Genomic DNA, 18238 nt, shown 5'->3' with positions numbered 1-18238 from the left:
TCAGGGAGTTTAAGGCTTTCAGAACTATATAACTATAGTATTATATTTTTATATATCTCCATGCAAAGATTTTAAGAATTATTATTTATATCATCTATCATGTAAATATAGAGGATATTTTAGTCTTCCTAGTTACAGTCGGATAATCCAGTTGTGGCCAAGATTAGTATTACCTTTAACTATAATGTTACAATTATTTACAGGAGATGAGACTGGTATATATTTTGTTGATTCAACCAAATTATCGATATGTCATGCAAAACGTACAAATAATAATAAAGTGTTTAGTGGCATTGCTAAAATAGGTATGAGTAGTTACGGATGGTTTATGGGATTTAAATTACATATTGTAATTAATAATAAAGGTCAGATTATGGCAATTAAAATAACAAAGGGTAATGCTAGTGATTTATCTGCTGTAGACTCAATTACCAAAGGATTATGGGGTAAATTATTTGGAGACAAGGCTTATATTTCTAAGGAAATGTCCGCTAAATTATTTAGTCGTGGGCTACGGTTATTTACTGGGATTCGCAAGGATATGAAAAATCATTTATTAGAGGCTCTGTCGCATCTATACATCATGTCTAGTATTTTCACTAAAACCTAAGATTTTAGATATTATGCTGCCATTAACATTTTAAAGTTTTCAAAAGTAGATACCTGCTCATTAGCTCCTACTATTTGTCCTTTTTGAATCATACGAATATTTTCAATACCAGCAATAGTTATCTTAGCACTACGGAAACTCTTAAAACCAAGCATTGGCTTAGTTCGTTTCTTAACAAATCTATGATCTTGTTCTATCAAATTGTTCAGATATTTATTTTGAAGTATTTTTATCTTTTGTTCTTTAGGTGAGTTTTTATTAAAGTCAGTAAGAGCCGAAGTATTACTACCACTCTTATCTATTACTACCTTTTTAGGTATATCGTTACTCTTAAAGGCTTTTTTAAAAAACGCCTTAGCAGCTGCAGCATCTCTACGTTTTCTTAATAAGAACTCAATAGTATCGCCACAAGAGTCGATGGCTCTATATAGATATACCCATTTACCATTGAGCTTAATATATGTTTCATCCATTCTCCAGCTATTGCCAATCGGTTTCTTACGTTTTCTAACCTCCCTATCTATCAAAGGAGCAAATTTAATTAACCATCTTTGAAGAGTAGCGTGATCTATTTTAGCACCTCTGATACTTGCCATCTCCTCAAGTTCTCTGTAACTTAACGAAAATCTACATTTCATATACACAAATAACATGATTATCTCAGGAGATGAACAAAATCCTTTAAAATACTTCAAAAGTTTTGGTGATATTGCAAATGGCATACTGCTAATTTTTTGGCTCTTTATAGCCTATATTACGACACTTGGCAATAGATGCGACAGAGCCTTACTTTTCATCAATTCTTTTCTTAACTATGTTATAATTCTTCATTAGATAATTAAATTCTGCACCATAAATAAATATCATATTAATAATATAGAAAAATATTAGTGTAACTATTATACTACCAAGAGATCCATACATTAAATTTAGCTGGTTATAATAAACTATATAAGTTGAAAGTAAGTAACCGCTTATTACCCATAATATTACTGTTAATAAAGCTCCTGGAAATACATCTATAAAGTTTAGTTTTACATTAGGTAGTATATAATATAAAGAGGAGGCTCCTAGAAATAGTAAAACTAAGATTAAAACATATCTTATAAAATTTAAAATATTTTTATATTGTTCTATAGTTTCTAATAATACTGGAATTTTTGTGAAAACTATTGGAATAAATACTAAAAGAAACATAGTGAAAGTAATTAAAATACTAATTACAAGGAATTGTAAAATACTAAGTAATCGTCTTCTTATATAAGGGGGAGGGGACTTAATCTCATATACACGATTTAGAATGGTTCTTAAGCATTCTACAAAGGAAGAAGCGGTCCAAACACTACCTACAACAGCAAGATTCATTAAACTCTGCGGCGGTACACTTAATAATTCTTTTATTCTTTTTTCGATCGATTCCGTTGCTCGCTCTGGCATACTTTCTAAAAAAATTTGTATAAAATTTTGCCCAAGTTCTGAAGCCCCTAAAAAGCTTGTTAGAGCTAGTAAAAATACTAAGAATGGAAAAATAGATAAAAGTACCATGAATGACATATATCCGGAATGTTCGACTCCATCATGCTCTATTGTTTTAAATAATGCAACATAAAGACAATTAAATATTTTTTTCATTAAAATCAATTTCCAAAATTAGTTAAAATGTTACTTGTATAAAAAAAGATTAGAAACATTGCAATAGAAATTAAATTTATCATTGCATTTATTTTATATTTTTCTATAATACCCCAGAACTTTATTTTTTTATTAAGTTACAATCTTATAAAGATTTAAATCTAAAAAAACACATTTTATTTTATATATAATACTTCTATTACAAATTTAATATAATAATCTAGTATATTAATATATAAATTAAATTGGCTCTGTCGCATCTATACATCATGTCTAGTATTTTCACTAAAACCTAAGATTTTAGATATTATGCTGCCATTAACATTTTAAAGTTTTCAAAAGTAGATACCTGCTCATTAGCTCCTACTATTTGTCCTTTTTGAATCATACGAATATTTTCAATACCAGCAATAGTTATCTTAGCACTACGGAAACTCTTAAAACCAAGCATTGGCTTAGTTCGTTTCTTAACAAATCTATGATCTTGTTCTATCAAATTGTTCAGATATTTATTTTGAAGTATTTTTATCTTTTGTTCTTTAGGTGAGTTTTTATTAAAGTCAGTAAGAGCCGAAGTATTACTACCACTCTTATCTATTACTACCTTTTTAGGTATATCGTTACTCTTAAAGGCTTTTTTAAAAAACGCCTTAGCAGCTGCAGCATCTCTACGTTTTCTTAATAAGAACTCAATAGTATCGCCACAAGAGTCGATGGCTCTATATAGATATACCCATTTACCATTGAGCTTAATATATGTTTCATCCATTCTCCAGCTATTGCCAATCGGTTTCTTACGTTTTCTAACCTCCCTATCTATCAAAGGAGCAAATTTAATTAACCATCTTTGAAGAGTAGCGTGATCTATTTTAGCACCTCTGATACTTGCCATCTCCTCAAGTTCTCTGTAACTTAACGAAAATCTACATTTCATATACACAAATAACATGATTATCTCAGGAGATGAACAAAATCCTTTAAAATACTTCAAAAGTTTTGGTGATATTGCAAATGGCATACTGCTAATTTTTTGGCTCTTTATAGCCTATATTACGACACTTGGCAATAGATGCGACAGAGCCATTAAATTTGTCTTTAAATAAGAATATTTTTTATTTTACAAATATTTCAATAATATTAAAGTTTATAATTAATTATTATTTACTAAATAATTACAAAAAACTTAAAAAATGTTATTTTTTAGTTGTATATGATATTGAAATGTGTTATTATTTCCACTAATAATTGTATAAGTTTAATATTATATAATTATTAATAACTATAGTATAGTAGTTATTGAAATAATTATAAATATATAAAATAACCAAGGAGAAGAGAATGGCTAGAAAAAATGATATAATACAAAAAATCGATAGTTTTATAGGAAAGAAAATCTATTCCTTAAGGCTAGCAAAAGGATTATCTCGTCAACAACTTGCAGAAGTAATTGACGTTACCCATCAGCAATTACAAAAATACGAAAGAGCGATTAATAGAATTTCCGTAGGAAGACTCGTATTAATTGCCGAAGCATTAGATAGAAACATTGATTATTTCTTTGAAGGATTAGAAGAGGCAAATAAGCCACAACCTGTGCATACTCAACATCAACGTATGTGTATTGAAGTTTCAAGAAATTTCATGAAAATTCAAAGTACAGATGAGCAACAAGCTGTTAATAATCTAGTAAAATGTTTAGCTGGAAAAGATAAATTAAAAACTAGTACTAATAACGCATAAAAATAAAATCCAATCGAATGCACCAATAGGAAATAATAAAACCAAGGATCGGTTTATTATGGTTATTTTCCATAATATCAGTTCTCGGTGATAACATTCTTTCATTGTAAGAGGAAGGATAAGAAAAAGAAGCTATTTCATTAAAGAAGTTATTAAAGACATCATCAATATAGCTTCTTTTATTAGAGTTATTTTGTAGTTCTGATTTATTTCTAATACGTGGTAAATTAAAAGGCTCTGTCGCATCTATACATCATGTCTAGTATTTTCACTAAAACCTAAGATTTTAGATATTATGCTGCCATTAACATTTTAAAGTTTTCAAAAGTAGATACCTGCTCATTAGCTCCTACTATTTGTCCTTTTTGAATCATACGAATATTTTCAATACCAGCAATAGTTATCTTAGCACTACGGAAACTCTTAAAACCAAGCATTGGCTTAGTTCGTTTCTTAACAAATCTATGATCTTGTTCTATCAAATTGTTCAGATATTTATTTTGAAGTATTTTTATCTTTTGTTCTTTAGGTGAGTTTTTATTAAAGTCAGTAAGAGCCGAAGTATTACTACCACTCTTATCTATTACTACCTTTTTAGGTATATCGTTACTCTTAAAGGCTTTTTTAAAAAACGCCTTAGCAGCTGCAGCATCTCTACGTTTTCTTAATAAGAACTCAATAGTATCGCCACAAGAGTCGATGGCTCTATATAGATATACCCATTTACCATTGAGCTTAATATATGTTTCATCCATTCTCCAGCTATTGCCAATCGGTTTCTTACGTTTTCTAACCTCCCTATCTATCAAAGGAGCAAATTTAATTAACCATCTTTGAAGAGTAGCGTGATCTATTTTAGCACCTCTGATACTTGCCATCTCCTCAAGTTCTCTGTAACTTAACGAAAATCTACATTTCATATACACAAATAACATGATTATCTCAGGAGATGAACAAAATCCTTTAAAATACTTCAAAAGTTTTGGTGATATTGCAAATGGCATACTGCTAATTTTTTGGCTCTTTATAGCCTATATTACGACACTTGGCAATAGATGCGACAGAGCCATATGGCTTTACTATGCCAATCTATAATGGCTGCTCTAGATACATAAAACCGCCTTTAGTGCGAATATATGTTATATCACCACTCCAAACTTCATTAGTATAAGGAACACACACATTTTTAGTTTTTCCTGATTTAGTCCAATATTTATCAAGCAAATAACTATAGATTCTATGCTCACTATCTTTTATAGTAGTTACTTTCTTCCGATGAAGGTATATCGCTTCAATACCCATTAATCTCATATATTTTAGCACACGATCCCAACCTATCTTAAAACCGTCTGCTAATAATTGCTGATATATATAACGATAACCAAATTCTGGATTATCCGTATATATATCGTCTACTCTATTTAATATATTTAAATTATAGTTACTAAGCGACTGTTCTTTATAATACGCCGAAGAACGGATAATTGGCTCTGTCGCATCTATTGCCAAGTGTCGTAATATAGGCTATAAAGAGCCAAAAAATTAGCAGTATGCCATTTGCAATATCACCAAAACTTTTGAAGTATTTTAAAGGATTTTGTTCATCTCCTGAGATAATCATGTTATTTGTGTATATGAAATGTAGATTTTCGTTAAGTTACAGAGAACTTGAGGAGATGGCAAGTATCAGAGGTGCTAAAATAGATCACGCTACTCTTCAAAGATGGTTAATTAAATTTGCTCCTTTGATAGATAGGGAGGTTAGAAAACGTAAGAAACCGATTGGCAATAGCTGGAGAATGGATGAAACATATATTAAGCTCAATGGTAAATGGGTATATCTATATAGAGCCATCGACTCTTGTGGCGATACTATTGAGTTCTTATTAAGAAAACGTAGAGATGCTGCAGCTGCTAAGGCGTTTTTTAAAAAAGCCTTTAAGAGTAACGATATACCTAAAAAGGTAGTAATAGATAAGAGTGGTAGTAATACTTCGGCTCTTACTGACTTTAATAAAAACTCACCTAAAGAACAAAAGATAAAAATACTTCAAAATAAATATCTGAACAATTTGATAGAACAAGATCATAGATTTGTTAAGAAACGAACTAAGCCAATGCTTGGTTTTAAGAGTTTCCGTAGTGCTAAGATAACTATTGCTGGTATTGAAAATATTCGTATGATTCAAAAAGGACAAATAGTAGGAGCTAATGAGCAGGTATCTACTTTTGAAAACTTTAAAATGTTAATGGCAGCATAATATCTAAAATCTTAGGTTTTAGTGAAAATACTAGACATGATGTATAGATGCGACAGAGCCCATTTTTTGCTTTTTTTTCTAATTGAGCAATTTCTTTGCTTATTTCATTTGTAGGTATTAGCTCATAATTAAGTTTCGTTCTTTCATCTTTAAGCTCACTAATCTTTGTATTATATTCTTTTAGCTCATCCGGTTGAATTTGTTCTATATCTTGAGCTAATTCTTCCGACAAAAAAAGTTTTTTAAATGCAGCAAGCCATGGACCGAAAGCTGTAGGCTCTAATAACTTAAATTTCTCTTGTAATTTCATATGAACCTGATTATACCCCGATACATCCGTATGTTATATATAAATCATTACTATTACCTATATCCCTAACTTCTTTTATTAAGTTGCATAAATATCCTAATAATGCATTTGTTCCCACCCTTATCGGCTCAAAATATTTATTATATTCTTTATTTGCAGGTTTCCCAAATTTTTTAATTAGTTCGGGTTTTTTAAGGACAGCTTGAAAAAATTGAATTTTTGATTGTAACTTCATATAGATCTACGTATTAATTTACTTTTGCACTTAAATATCTTATTAAACTAATTAAAAATTTAATAGCTTATTTAAAGCTATAATAGTAACTATTTTCCTTAGCTTCTATTTGTCGCAACCTTTTTATCATATGTATTAAAAAACCTTTACTTTTATTGCAGTTTACACTCCACTACATCCATAATTATATTGCCCTAATAAATATGCTTCTATTTCTTGAATGCTTTCTTTTATTTGGCTGTAATGTATTTTTTTCTTCCTTTGCAAAATAATCTTTAAATTCTCTATGATCCTTAGGAAGCTTTATTAGAAAGTCTAAAAATTCTTTACTTAACCTCATACCTAACTCCCTATTTATTTGAGGTTTTGTTGTATATAATAAAAGTTGTCATTGCGAGAAGAAACTGAAAGTTTCGACGAAGCAATCTCAGGAAGTTTCACAAGATTGCAGCAAAGCTTTGCTCCTCGCAATGACGGGAAAATAACCCACGCAATAATACCGCCACGGGGTGACATTGAACAATACCATTTACTTATGATGCATTTATTATATAATTAAGCTGAAAATAATCAAACTATATTTTCTACTAATAGTTAATAATCATATAAAATTTTAGCTTAACGCAATAATTGAAAAAGTTTACTTAAGATATTAAAATAATTTGACTATTTCAGAAAAAATTCATAATATTTATTAATAAACTCAATCTTAACAATAATATAATATATGAAAACAGCCTTTATCTTTCCAGGTCAAGGATCGCAAGCCATTGGCATGGGCAAGGATTTTTACGATAATTTTAAATCCGCAAAAGAAATGTTCCAAACAATCGATGAAGCACTAAAACGAAAACTTACTGATATAATTTTTAATTCTACTTCGGAAGAATTAACATTAACTACTAATGCACAGCCAGCATTAATGGCTGTATCTATGGCGATAATAAATACCATAAAAGCCGAGACTAATAAAAATATAGTTCAGCTTTGTGATTATGTTGCCGGTCATTCCTTAGGTGAATACTCTGCTCTATGTGCTGCTGAAAGTATTAGCATTGAGACGGCAGCGAAATTACTGCATATACGCAGCAGCTCCATGCAAGAAGCCTGCCCTGCTAATTTTGGTGCTATGGCTGCTTGTATCGGTATATCCATAGATGAGCTTGAGACAATAGCAAAAGAAAGTTTATGTGAAATAGCAAATGATAATATCGAAGGACAAATTGTAATTAGTGGTAAAGCAGATGCTATCGATTATGCTATTAACCTTATTAAAGAAGCAGGCTATAAAGCAATAAAGCTAAAAGTTAGTGCTCCGTTTCACTGTAGTTTAATGAAGCCGGCAGAGGAGAAAATGCGAATAGCTCTTGATAATAGAGTAATTAATAAACCTCTAATACCAGTAATTCAAAATTATACCGCAAAACCTACGTTAGACCCCTTAGAAATCAAGCAAAATCTGGTTTTACAAATATGCGGACGAGTTAGATGGCGTGAAACTTTAGAGCTATTTAACACACTAGATATCACCCATATAGTAGAAATAGGAGCAGGAAATGTGCTAACAAATATGCTTAGAAAAATCAACTATCCATTTAAATTAAGTAATATAAGTAATGTAGAAGAGATGAAACTATTTCTACAAGCTTATGAAACTGCAAATTAGGTTTTTTGCTAATTTATATAATTTTTTAATAGAAGATTATCCTCTGCAACCGAATAAAGAAAATATAATAAAATTATCAAAATCTTTATTTAAGAATTCAGCAGAGGTTAATTTCCTATTAAAAAATATTCACATATTAGATTTGCCAGATCTAAAATTAAGTAGAGTACAAGCCATAAAAGAGATATTAAAATTATATCTTTTAAAGTCTGATATATTAAACATTAGTATACCGAAATTTGAATATCAAATAAAACAGGATGATTTTCATGGAAAAGATCTAATACTCATAGAAAAAGTTTTGCAGCCACCAATTAAAGAATGTGAAACTCATTATTTTTTATTTAAAGATTATAGCCTTCCAGAGTCAAACACTCTTATAGATAAAGGGCGTAATTTACTACTTTTTAATTTTAAACTAAATGAATTTGTTAAATTACTATATTTTATAAATCAATTTCTTTGTATTGGCTATAGCAAGATAAATGATTGTACATTGTATATTGCTAGTACATTTTATGATGAAGAGGATCTAAAAATTTTATTGGATACAGAAATTGATATAGAATTAAATTATAGTAGTAAAATAAATAATGATGGATATAAAAACATTGATAGTTTTATAGGTTCAAAACAAGTGGTTTATAATAGATTTTTAGTTTTATATCATGAAGCATTTAAAAGCTTTAATATAAAAGAGTTAAATATATTATTTAATATTTGTAGCAATAATCATCATTTAACAAAATCATTAATTACTTGTTCTAATCCTCTTACCCTAGAAACATGTACCAATAATATTAAAAAATTAATATATACATATAAACCTACTGAACCACTTAAAACATTAATTCGTGTAGTCCCTAATTATAAACAACTTTTAATTTTATATAAAGATTTATTTGATAATAAACTTATCCTAAAACAATCTGATTTATTACTAAATGTTTGTAATAGTAATAAAGATTTAGTAAAATCTTTAATTTCTGATCGTACCCCTCTTACTTTGGAAGAAAGATTTAGCATTATAACCAAAATAATAAATAAATATGAACACGATCTGAAGTTAATTCCGCGTCTAATCATACAGCTTTTAAACTTATTAGCTTATGAAAAAGTTAAACCTAATATAAAAATGGATATAAATTCCTTAATAGATAGTTTAGCTAAAAATGATAATATACCCATTAATTGGTGTTATCCTAATGGAATTACTTTTGAATCTAGTAAATACTGTAAATTATTAGGAGAAGACTTTTATGCTTAAAAAAATATACAAATGAAAAAATAACTCTGGAAATTCTTTTAATTAGCTGATATAAAATAGTTCTGCATAAATGGAGAGATGGTCGAGTGGCCGAAGGCGGCGGTTTGCTAAACCGTTATACGGGTCATACCGTATCGAGGGTTCGAATCCCTCTCTCTCCGCCACGTGGGACAATTAGCTATTTCTTGTAGTTTGTCGAACGGAAAAGCCAGAGAATAATCAAGTTTTCCGCCCCTCAAACTTAGGTGTGAAAATACAAAATTTAAAAATTCTCTTTTTTCGTCCATTTTCGAACCTTTAAAAGTTTCATACGCATTTGTTGTTATATTTATGAAGTCTAAGAGCTTTTTAGAAAGCTTATCATCTATCCGAGGATTAAAGCAGCAAGCAAATAGTTTAAGAAACGGTGATATAAGGCGAGTAGCTTGCTCCACCCTTTAAATTTCTATGCTGCTTGTAAATTTTACTGCATAATAGAATTTATTGTAGGAAAAGATAATTTTCTCATAAAAGATGCTTTTTTCGTTGTTTATAAAACTTTTAGTAGTTGAGTTGATTTTAAAAATCGTTGAAAATATTATAAATTTAAATATTTTCTGTTTGTAAATTGCCTGATATCTCAATTTCAGTTTTAGTAAATTTTGCATTATATAATCTATCTATAAATAAGATACCATCTAAATGATCAAGCTCATGCTGTAAACATCTTGAAAACCACAAATCATAATCTGAATTATTACCATTACATGTTAATTCTTTTGAATTACCTTCTAAATCAATATAGCTAATACTTATATTTTTAGGTCTTTCCACATCTCCTATAATAAAAGCTATCCCATCTTCTTTCCTTATAGAAAGGCAATCTTCATTTAAAATAACTTTTTCTTCTGACAAATAATTTACTTCAGGATTTATTATAAAAAAAGGTTCTCTTTTAATTTGATCATTTTCTTCTTTAGGTATATCAACTATTAAAGCTCTTATAGGTTTCCCTACTTGAATTGCTGATATTCCTATACCTTCTTCATTATACATAGTTTCTAACATTGATTTCATAAAGTCTTTCATTTGACTATCGATTATAGTAACAGGCAGTGATTTTATTCTAAGCAAAGAGTTAGGTGTTTTTATTATTTTTAAAATGGGCATGATAGACCTTAGGTAAACGCCAGTTTAGGATAAGGAGGTCTGAGGATAAGCAAGTAGTGTTAGAAATTTTTTAGATTTATTGAAATTAAAAGCATTTACGCAAGAAAGTATATGAACTAAGAAATTAATAGGGGAGCGATGTCTTGAATGTTCAAGGTTCATGCTGTTTTTTAGTACATTAAATACTGATTCAATTATTGATCTGCTTTTTAAGAGTATTTTATCTTCTATATCTAATAAATGATTTTTCATATCCTTGCGAATCCCAGTAAATAACCGTAGCCCACGACTAAATAATTTAGCGGACATTTCCTTAGAAATATAAGCCTTGTCTCCAAATAATTTACCCCATAATCCTTTGGTAATTGAGTCTACAGCAGATAAATCACTAGCATTACCCTTTGTTATTTTAATTGCCATAATCTGACCTTTATTATTAATTACAATATGTAATTTAAATCCCATAAACCATCCGTAACTACTCATACCTATTTTAGCAATGCCACTAAACACTTTATTATTATTTGTACGTTTTGCATGACATATCGATAATTTGGTTGAATCAACAAAATATATACCAGTCTCATCTCCTGTAAATAATTGTAACATTATAGTTAAAGGTAATACTAATCTTGGCCACAACTGGATTATCCGACTGTAACTAGGAAGACTAAAATATCCTCTATATTTACATGATAGATGATATAAATAATAATTCTTAAAATCTTTGCATGGAGATATATAAAAATATAATACTATAGTTATATAGTTCTGAAAGCCTTAAACTCCCTGATCTCCTACGCTTCCTAACGCTGGGTATTAATTTGCTTTCTTCCCATTCTTCGTAAACTTTACAATAATTATCTATTATACAAAATAGAGTTATGATACATCTTTTCATTGTTGAGTGCATATTTTTTTGATTCAAAATCTATGTAACTCAACACTCCTCTCTTGTAAATACCCTGCTTTATTATCTTTATTCCTTACACTCTTATCCTAAACTGGCGTTGATAGATGTTGCTATACAAAAAGGTATACCAATAACAGGAATATGCGGTGGGCATCAACTTATAAATGTATATTTTGGAGGTAAATTAGCTAATGTTGATGAGCTAGATTATTCAAAAGTTAGGATTGATAAAGATTTAGAATTAGCCCGTATTACTAAAAATTCATCTATTGTTGAAGATTTAGAATCAGCCCATCTACCACCTCAAAAATTTTAGGCTTCTCATAAACAAATAGTAAAAAAATTGGTAATTTAAACTTTATAAATCCAGTTGCAATGATAGAAAATGAAATAGTGGCAACTGAATCAGAGTTTGGAGCCCCAATTAAAACTTTTCAGTTCCATCCAGAAATATTATCTGAACAAAGTGAAATAGAATTAGAACGAAATAAAAAAATATTTAAAATATTTGTTGAGACTTGTAATAATTACCGAAATAAAAAAATAAATTTAGGAGAAATAAAGCAAGACATAGAAATAATTACTGAACCCCAAGATGATAACCATGAAAATGAAATATCAGTTGAAAACCTTAAGGATTTTAGAAATTCTATCAAGGAAATTTCTTCTAAAATTTCTACTAATAAATATTCTACTTTCGAAGAAATAGAAACAAATAATAAACGATTACAGCAAATTATCATCAGTAAAAAAATTAATCGTGATTTAAATGAAAAGGAAATAGCATTAATTAATTTAGGTGTAACTGCTAAACAATTTATAGAGCAAGATGATGATTTAATCTCGACATTATGTAATAATTTCTATGGGCTAAAAAGCTTAACAGAATTAGGATTTACTTTAGAAGAAATATTTAGTAAGGATACTGAAGAGCAAAAGTTCTTTATTCAAAATGGCTATAATATAAAAACCTTAACAGAGTTAGGAATTTCTTTAGAAACATTACTTAATAAGGATACTGAAGAGCAAAAATTCTTTATTCAAAACGCCTATAATATAAAATATTTAAAAGAAATAGGGATTTCTATACCTGAATTAGTTGCTATGGAATCAGAACAGCAAAAGTTTTTGATTCAGTATACCTCAAATGTTAAATATTCAATCGAAACAAAATTTCCTACAGCTGAGCAAAAGTTAATTATAGAAGCTATATTAATCAAAAAATTAGTTTCGTTAAGTGAGTTTCATAACATGGGTCTCAATCAACAAAAATCCTTTGTTGAAAATATAGATTTCAAAAAATGCGATGCTCCAGTATTAGATCAAGAAATAACTGATACGCCTGTAATAGGCGTAGCTTCTGAATTTCCTACAGATCAAGCGTAAAAAATACAAGCTGCTATCGGTTTTTAGCTGGTAGTAGCTTCATCTGCCAATTATTTCATCTCCTAATAATTCAAATTTTAGTCCATGAAATAATTCGGAGCAAGGACCGGTTTTCAACGCTTCATTATAAGAAATAGTTACATATTCATCAGTATTATTGATCAACTTTACATTATGTTTAACCAACGTTACTTCACTATGAGGATAAAATAGTTAACCACCCTGCATTGCAAATGCAGGGCTTAAGATTATGGCATCAATGCCTTAGCTATAGCTAGTTTTCAACTTGAAAGTTTCCAAACTTATCATCTCTCGATTCATGTTTATCAATATAATCCTTGATCATTTGGTCAGTCACATTGCCTGTGGTTCTGACAAAATATCCAACAGCCCATAAGTGTTTACCCCAATACTGTTTCCGTAATTCTGGAAATTCCTGCTGAATCTTCCTTGAACTCTTTCCTTTTAGATACTGTACCACCTTACTAATACTTTGATAAGGTGGCACAGATACATAGATATGTACGTGATTTGAAGCTATCTTCCCTCTTAATATCTCTACTCCATTATCCTTACATATCTCTTGGGTTAGGTCCTTGACTCTCCTACCAATATCACCAACCAATATATTATATCGATATTTAGTCACCCATACTATATGATAAGTGCAATCGTAAACTGTGTGGCTTATCTTCTTGTAATACTGCATCTCTACATTCTATATGTTAAAACGACGCACTGCAAGTGCGGGGTTTTTCTCCCAAATTTGGGACAATAAATCTTTATTATCATACTCTTTAATTATAATTGTATTCTTACCTTTTATAGGTATAACATTACCTAGCATACATACTCAATTTAAAATTATAGTTACCAAATATAATATGCCAATTATTTAAATAAGTTGCATAAAATCGTTTTTTTAAGTATACTTTTCTTCTTTTAATTTAAACTTTTTTTATGTCACAAAAATTAGGATTTTGGGCAGTTTTTGCATTAGTTACCGGTAGTCAAATCGGTACTAGTGTTTTTATACTTCCTTTGAGTTTAGCACCTTACGGTATATATAGCATATGGGGATGGGTGCTTTCGCTATTCGGTGCTATGAGCATCGCACTTGTATTTTCATATCTATGTGCAAAATTTCCTAAGACAGGCGGTCCGCATGTTTATATTCGTGAAAGCTTTGGTGAAAAAGCCGCCTTTTTTGTTGGCTGGACTTATTGGGTTATATCATTTATTAGCACTAGTATAGTTGTAATCTCTGCTATAGGTTATCTCACTCCTTTCTTCAAATCACAAGCAATATTAGATTTAATATTACAGATAATATTACTAGCTGCCATTATGATCTTGAATTTAAAAGGTCCTGAAGTGGCAGGTAAAGCAGAATTTTATTTAACATTATTAAAATTCGTACCTTTATTAATAGTGGGAGTATGTGCGTTATCACATTTTAACATAGATAATATAGCTATTGCTGAGGAAGTAGAGAATTTAAGCGTTCCAACCATTATGGGTAGGGTAGCACTGCTTACTTTCTGGGGATTTATTGGGGTAGAGTGTGCAACAACTACGGCAGGCTCAGTAAAAAATCCTTCTAAGACTATCCCGAGGGCTATAATGCTTGGAACTTTCTGCGTTGCCGTGCTATATCTTATTAATAGTATCGGTATAATGGGTTTAATTCCTGCCTCAGAGCTAATTGTTTCAAAAGCTCCTTATACTAATGCCGCAGCTTTATTATTTGGCGGTAAATGGTCTAGTGTGATTTCTGTTATTGCTTCTATTATTTGCATTGGCACGCTTAATGCCTGGGTACTAACTAGTGGGCAGATTGCTTTAGGGCTTGCCGAAGATGGTTTATTGCCAAAATTTTTTGCTAAGAAAAATAGTAATAATGCACCAGTGTGGGGAATCATTGTAAGTTGCCTTGGCATCGTGCCGTTATTAGTATTTACAGCGAATGATAATTTTGCTGAGCAGATTACCAAAATAATAGATTTCTCGGCAATAGCGTTTTTATTCGTTTATTTAATTTGTAGCTTAGCGTTTTTAAAAGTAATTCTTAGTTCAAAGAAAAATTTTTCTTATTATTATTTATTGATTGCCATAATATCAATAGTTTTTTGTGCTTGGGTTATTTATGAAACACCTATTAAAACATTAATCATAGCTAGTGCTTTTACTATAGCCGGCATTCCTTTATATTATTTATGGTATAAAGGTAGAAAATAGCTTTTTGGTGAGGGCAATGCCATGACTTGTCATATTGTCGTATGGCTTCGATATCATTCCCAGTAACGGCAGAATCCAGTTCTTTTATTGTCATACCGTGATTTACTCTATAGTACCGGACAGTTTTTATTTATGTCATTCCCGCTTTTAGCTAGGAATGACATAAATAAGTTAATATTTTAGAGTTTTTTTAATATATTACGTTACAGTAAAAATTCCTATTGACTTTTATATAAAAAGGTATTAAATTTTTTATAAAGAATTTTATGCTAGACTACGCAAAAGAACAAAGAAATTTAACAAGAGAACAAAAAGAAGCCATAGGCTTACTATCTATCGGTACATTTCTAGAATATTTTGACCTAATGCTATATGTACATATGGCTGTACTTTTAAATGAATTATTTTATCCAAAAGCTGATGCACATGTTGCGGCTCTTTATACTGCTGCTGCTTTTTGCTCAACTTATTTACTAAGACCTGTTGGAGCTTTAATATTTGGATGGATAGGCGATAATATAGGAAGAAAAAGTACTGTGGTAATAACTACTGCTTTAATGGGCTCTGTCGCATCTATACATCATGTCTAGTATTTTCACTAAAACCTAAGATTTTAGATATTATGCTGCCATTAACATTTTAAAGTTTTCAAAAGTAGATACCTGCTCATTAGCTCCTACTATTTGTCCTTTTTGAATCATACGAATATTTTCAATACCAGCAATAGTTATCTTAGCACTACGGAAACTCTTAAAACCAAGCATTGGCTTAGTTCGTTTCTTAACAAATCTATGATCTTGTTCTATCAAATTGTTCAGATATTTATTTTGAAGTATTTTTATCTTTTGTTCTTTAGGTGAGTTTTTATTAAAGTCAGTAAGAGCCGAAGTATTACTACCACTCTTATCTATTACTACCTTTTTAGGTATATCGTTACTCTTAAAGGCTTTTTTAAAAAACGCCTTAGCAGCTGCAGCATCTCTACGTTTTCTTAATAAGAACTCAATAGTATCGCCACAAGAGTCGATGGCTCTATATAGATATACCCATTTACCATTGAGCTTAATATATGTTTCATCCATTCTCCAGCTATTGCCAATCGGTTTCTTACGTTTTCTAACCTCCCTATCTATCAAAGGAGCAAATTTAATTAACCATCTTTGAAGAGTAGCGTGATCTATTTTAGCACCTCTGATACTTGCCATCTCCTCAAGTTCTCTGTAACTTAACGAAAATCTACATTTCATATACACAAATAACATGATTATCTCAGGAGATGAACAAAATCCTTTAAAATACTTCAAAAGTTTTGGTGATATTGCAAATGGCATACTGCTAATTTTTTGGCTCTTTATAGCCTATATTACGACACTTGGCAATAGATGCGACAGAGCCTGATAATGTCCTAAAATCTTCTTTTTTTAGCATTATTTCATTCTAACATTATATTTTAGTATTTGCAACTATTATGTCAGGTATTTAATTGGTGGGTTAATAAATTAAAGGAAAGATAAGCAAAATTACCTGTATGCCTATTCTTTAAATCTGTACCTATAGTAAAGTTTAAGACGCCTCTTTTGGTAATATTTTTTTGGTAAGTTACTGATATAATATTTGATCTTTTATTTTTGAGTGTACCTTTTATAGCATAAGTTAAAAAATTTACGCTTATATTACCAATATCGCCATCACCGTAACTTGCTGAGATTTGATATCTTAAATTTGAATAAGTTTTATTAGGATAATTATACACGTCTCTATAATTTTTATTATTCCAATCTAAATTACTATTAAAATCAAAATATTCTGATTCATAAGTATATCCGCAGTTAACTCTTTGAGAATGTCCAAAGTTTTTGATATTACTTGCTAATGAAATTCCAGCAACTCCATAATTACCAATTTTAAAATTACTGGTTGTACCAACAGTTCCATTATTTTTCAAAAATTCAAAATGTCCACCACTTGTTAAATAATCATTTATACCAAGCATATAATCAGTATTAAGAATTAAATATTTATAATCATTACTCTTAATAGTAAAATTGGCTCTGTCGCATCTATTGCCAAGTGTCGTAATATAGGCTATAAAGAGCCAAAAAATTAGCAGTATGCCATTTGCAATATCACCAAAACTTTTGAAGTATTTTAAAGGATTTTGTTCATCTCCTGAGATAATCATGTTATTTGTGTATATGAAATGTAGATTTTCGTTAAGTTACAGAGAACTTGAGGAGATGGCAAGTATCAGAGGTGCTAAAATAGATCACGCTACTCTTCAAAGATGGTTAATTAAATTTGCTCCTTTGATAGATAGGGAGGTTAGAAAACGTAAGAAACCGATTGGCAATAGCTGGAGAATGGATGAAACATATATTAAGCTCAATGGTAAATGGGTATATCTATATAGAGCCATCGACTCTTGTGGCGATACTATTGAGTTCTTATTAAGAAAACGTAGAGATGCTGCAGCTGCTAAGGCGTTTTTTAAAAAAGCCTTTAAGAGTAACGATATACCTAAAAAGGTAGTAATAGATAAGAGTGGTAGTAATACTTCGGCTCTTACTGACTTTAATAAAAACTCACCTAAAGAACAAAAGATAAAAATACTTCAAAATAAATATCTGAACAATTTGATAGAACAAGATCATAGATTTGTTAAGAAACGAACTAAGCCAATGCTTGGTTTTAAGAGTTTCCGTAGTGCTAAGATAACTATTGCTGGTATTGAAAATATTCGTATGATTCAAAAAGGACAAATAGTAGGAGCTAATGAGCAGGTATCTACTTTTGAAAACTTTAAAATGTTAATGGCAGCATAATATCTAAAA

Annotated in this window: 23 protein-coding genes, 1 tRNA gene and 1 pseudogene; 11 read left to right on the top strand and 14 right to left on the bottom strand. The window is 29.9% G+C overall.

Annotated features, from left to right (window positions below; translation table 11 throughout):
- Positions 1 to 28 precede the first annotated feature (28 nt).
- Positions 29 to 610: an IS982 family transposase gene (locus AAGD54_RS05080; RefSeq protein WP_341795184.1), complete on the top strand. Its 582-nt coding sequence runs from the start codon at positions 29 to 31 to the stop codon at positions 608 to 610.
- An 11-nt stretch (positions 611 to 621) separates the two neighbouring features.
- Here AAGD54_RS05080 and AAGD54_RS05075 read toward each other — a convergent pair whose 3' ends face one another.
- The 3 genes from AAGD54_RS05075 to AAGD54_RS05065 form a co-directional block, all read right to left on the bottom strand.
- Positions 622 to 1332: an IS6 family transposase gene (locus tag AAGD54_RS05075; RefSeq protein ID WP_341794245.1), complete on the bottom strand. Its 711-nt coding sequence runs from the start codon at positions 1330 to 1332 to the stop codon at positions 622 to 624.
- A gap of 64 nt (positions 1333 to 1396) precedes the next feature.
- Complete coding sequence (locus AAGD54_RS05070; protein WP_068042189.1) at positions 1397 to 2242, bottom strand: YihY/virulence factor BrkB family protein; 846 nt, start codon at positions 2240 to 2242, stop codon at positions 1397 to 1399.
- A 307-nt stretch (positions 2243 to 2549) separates the two neighbouring features.
- A complete protein-coding gene (locus AAGD54_RS05065) occupies positions 2550 to 3260 on the bottom strand; it encodes an IS6 family transposase (protein ID WP_341794245.1) in 711 nt (236 codons plus the stop codon).
- A gap of 320 nt (positions 3261 to 3580) precedes the next feature.
- On the opposite strand from AAGD54_RS05065, the gene AAGD54_RS05060 reads away from it, so the two are divergent.
- Positions 3581 to 3982: a helix-turn-helix domain-containing protein gene (locus tag AAGD54_RS05060; RefSeq protein WP_016948668.1), complete on the top strand. Its 402-nt coding sequence runs from the start codon at positions 3581 to 3583 to the stop codon at positions 3980 to 3982.
- 293 nt (positions 3983 to 4275) lie between these two features.
- Here AAGD54_RS05060 and AAGD54_RS05055 read toward each other — a convergent pair whose 3' ends face one another.
- Both AAGD54_RS05055 and AAGD54_RS05050 read right to left on the bottom strand, forming a co-directional pair.
- On the bottom strand, positions 4276 to 4986 hold the full coding sequence (locus AAGD54_RS05055; RefSeq protein WP_341794245.1) for an IS6 family transposase: 711 nt from the start codon (positions 4984 to 4986) through the stop codon (positions 4276 to 4278).
- Positions 4987 to 5071: 85 nt separating this feature from the next.
- Positions 5072 to 5491, bottom strand: a complete 420-nt coding sequence (locus tag AAGD54_RS05050) for an IS3 family transposase (RefSeq protein ID WP_341794280.1) — start codon at positions 5489 to 5491, stop codon at positions 5072 to 5074.
- Between the two features lie 41 nt (positions 5492 to 5532).
- Here AAGD54_RS05050 and AAGD54_RS05045 point away from each other — a divergent pair, with 41 nt between their 5' ends.
- Positions 5533 to 6243 (top strand): IS6 family transposase, encoded by a 711-nt coding sequence (locus AAGD54_RS05045; protein WP_341794245.1) that lies wholly within the window; start codon positions 5533 to 5535, stop codon positions 6241 to 6243.
- Here AAGD54_RS05045 and AAGD54_RS05040 read toward each other — a convergent pair.
- From AAGD54_RS05040 to AAGD54_RS05030, 3 genes are all read right to left on the bottom strand, one after another.
- Positions 6221 to 6553, bottom strand: coding sequence for a hypothetical protein (locus tag AAGD54_RS05040; protein ID WP_341794279.1), 333 nt, complete (start codon positions 6551 to 6553; stop codon positions 6221 to 6223). The genes AAGD54_RS05045 and AAGD54_RS05040 overlap by 23 nt on opposite strands.
- A gap of 10 nt (positions 6554 to 6563) precedes the next feature.
- On the bottom strand, positions 6564 to 6788 hold the full coding sequence (locus AAGD54_RS05035) for a hypothetical protein (RefSeq protein ID WP_341794278.1): 225 nt from the start codon (positions 6786 to 6788) through the stop codon (positions 6564 to 6566).
- 184 nt (positions 6789 to 6972) lie between these two features.
- A complete protein-coding gene (locus AAGD54_RS05030) occupies positions 6973 to 7128 on the bottom strand; it encodes a hypothetical protein (RefSeq protein WP_341794277.1) in 156 nt (51 codons plus the stop codon).
- Between the two features lie 387 nt (positions 7129 to 7515).
- On the opposite strand from AAGD54_RS05030, the gene fabD reads away from it, so the two are divergent.
- The 3 genes from fabD to AAGD54_RS05015 all read left to right on the top strand — a co-directional run bounded on the left by fabD (position 7516) and on the right by AAGD54_RS05015 (position 9885).
- Positions 7516 to 8454 (top strand): ACP S-malonyltransferase, encoded by a 939-nt coding sequence (gene fabD, locus AAGD54_RS05025; protein ID WP_341794276.1) that lies wholly within the window; start codon positions 7516 to 7518, stop codon positions 8452 to 8454.
- Positions 8438 to 9721 carry a hypothetical protein gene (locus AAGD54_RS05020; protein ID WP_341794275.1) on the top strand — a complete coding sequence of 428 codons (1284 nt, stop codon included), beginning with the start codon at positions 8438 to 8440 and terminating at the stop codon, positions 9719 to 9721. The genes fabD and AAGD54_RS05020 overlap by 17 nt, the downstream gene beginning before the upstream one ends.
- Before the next feature lie 72 nt (positions 9722 to 9793).
- Positions 9794 to 9885: transfer RNA gene (locus AAGD54_RS05015), tRNA-Ser, on the top strand.
- Between the two features lie 421 nt (positions 9886 to 10306).
- Here AAGD54_RS05015 and def read toward each other — a convergent pair.
- The gene (gene def / locus AAGD54_RS05010; RefSeq protein ID WP_341794274.1) at positions 10307 to 10870 is read right to left on the bottom strand and encodes a peptide deformylase; all 564 of its coding nucleotides are present in this window, start codon (positions 10868 to 10870) and stop codon (positions 10307 to 10309) included.
- A gap of 24 nt (positions 10871 to 10894) precedes the next feature.
- Positions 10895 to 11611, bottom strand: coding sequence for an IS982 family transposase (locus AAGD54_RS05005; RefSeq protein ID WP_341795139.1), 717 nt, complete (start codon positions 11609 to 11611; stop codon positions 10895 to 10897).
- Between the two features lie 269 nt (positions 11612 to 11880).
- Here AAGD54_RS05005 and AAGD54_RS05000 point away from each other — a divergent pair, with 269 nt between their 5' ends.
- Together AAGD54_RS05000 and AAGD54_RS04995 are read left to right on the top strand one after the other, a co-directional pair.
- Positions 11881 to 12099, top strand: a complete 219-nt coding sequence (locus AAGD54_RS05000) for a gamma-glutamyl-gamma-aminobutyrate hydrolase family protein (protein WP_341794273.1) — start codon at positions 11881 to 11883, stop codon at positions 12097 to 12099.
- Between the two features lie 59 nt (positions 12100 to 12158).
- Positions 12159 to 13169 carry a hypothetical protein gene (locus AAGD54_RS04995; protein ID WP_341794272.1) on the top strand — a complete coding sequence of 337 codons (1011 nt, stop codon included), beginning with the start codon at positions 12159 to 12161 and terminating at the stop codon, positions 13167 to 13169.
- 274 nt (positions 13170 to 13443) lie between these two features.
- On the opposite strand, the gene tnpA is transcribed toward AAGD54_RS04995, so the two are convergent.
- A complete protein-coding gene (gene tnpA, locus AAGD54_RS04990; protein WP_341794258.1) occupies positions 13444 to 13878 on the bottom strand; it encodes an IS200/IS605 family transposase in 435 nt (144 codons plus the stop codon).
- Positions 13879 to 13887: 9 nt separating this feature from the next.
- Positions 13888 to 14016 carry a hypothetical protein gene (locus AAGD54_RS04985; protein WP_341794271.1) on the bottom strand — a complete coding sequence of 43 codons (129 nt, stop codon included), beginning with the start codon at positions 14014 to 14016 and terminating at the stop codon, positions 13888 to 13890.
- A 113-nt stretch (positions 14017 to 14129) separates the two neighbouring features.
- On the opposite strand from AAGD54_RS04985, the gene AAGD54_RS04980 reads away from it, so the two are divergent.
- Both AAGD54_RS04980 and AAGD54_RS04975 read left to right on the top strand, forming a co-directional pair.
- Entirely contained in the window at positions 14130 to 15407 is a 1278-nt protein-coding gene (locus tag AAGD54_RS04980) for an APC family permease (RefSeq protein WP_341794270.1), read from the top strand.
- A gap of 266 nt (positions 15408 to 15673) precedes the next feature.
- Positions 15674 to 15973, top strand: a pseudogene (locus AAGD54_RS04975) (MFS transporter); the annotation flags it as partial.
- 54 nt (positions 15974 to 16027) lie between these two features.
- Here the strand turns inward: AAGD54_RS04975 and AAGD54_RS04970 are convergent.
- Positions 16028 to 16738: an IS6 family transposase gene (locus tag AAGD54_RS04970; RefSeq protein ID WP_341794245.1), complete on the bottom strand. Its 711-nt coding sequence runs from the start codon at positions 16736 to 16738 to the stop codon at positions 16028 to 16030.
- 140 nt (positions 16739 to 16878) lie between these two features.
- Positions 16879 to 17400: a hypothetical protein gene (locus tag AAGD54_RS04965; RefSeq protein ID WP_341794269.1), complete on the bottom strand. Its 522-nt coding sequence runs from the start codon at positions 17398 to 17400 to the stop codon at positions 16879 to 16881.
- A 118-nt stretch (positions 17401 to 17518) separates the two neighbouring features.
- Here AAGD54_RS04965 and AAGD54_RS04960 point away from each other — a divergent pair, with 118 nt between their 5' ends.
- Complete coding sequence (locus tag AAGD54_RS04960; protein ID WP_341794245.1) at positions 17519 to 18229, top strand: IS6 family transposase; 711 nt, start codon at positions 17519 to 17521, stop codon at positions 18227 to 18229.
- Positions 18230 to 18238: the final 9 nt, after the last annotated feature.

Source organism: Rickettsia endosymbiont of Rhinocyllus conicus (genome assembly GCF_964026465.1).
In the GTDB taxonomy this organism is placed as follows: domain Bacteria; phylum Pseudomonadota; class Alphaproteobacteria; order Rickettsiales; family Rickettsiaceae; genus Rickettsia.
The sequence above is the reverse complement of the archived record's forward strand: the minus strand, read 5'-3'. Positions and strand labels throughout refer to the sequence as shown.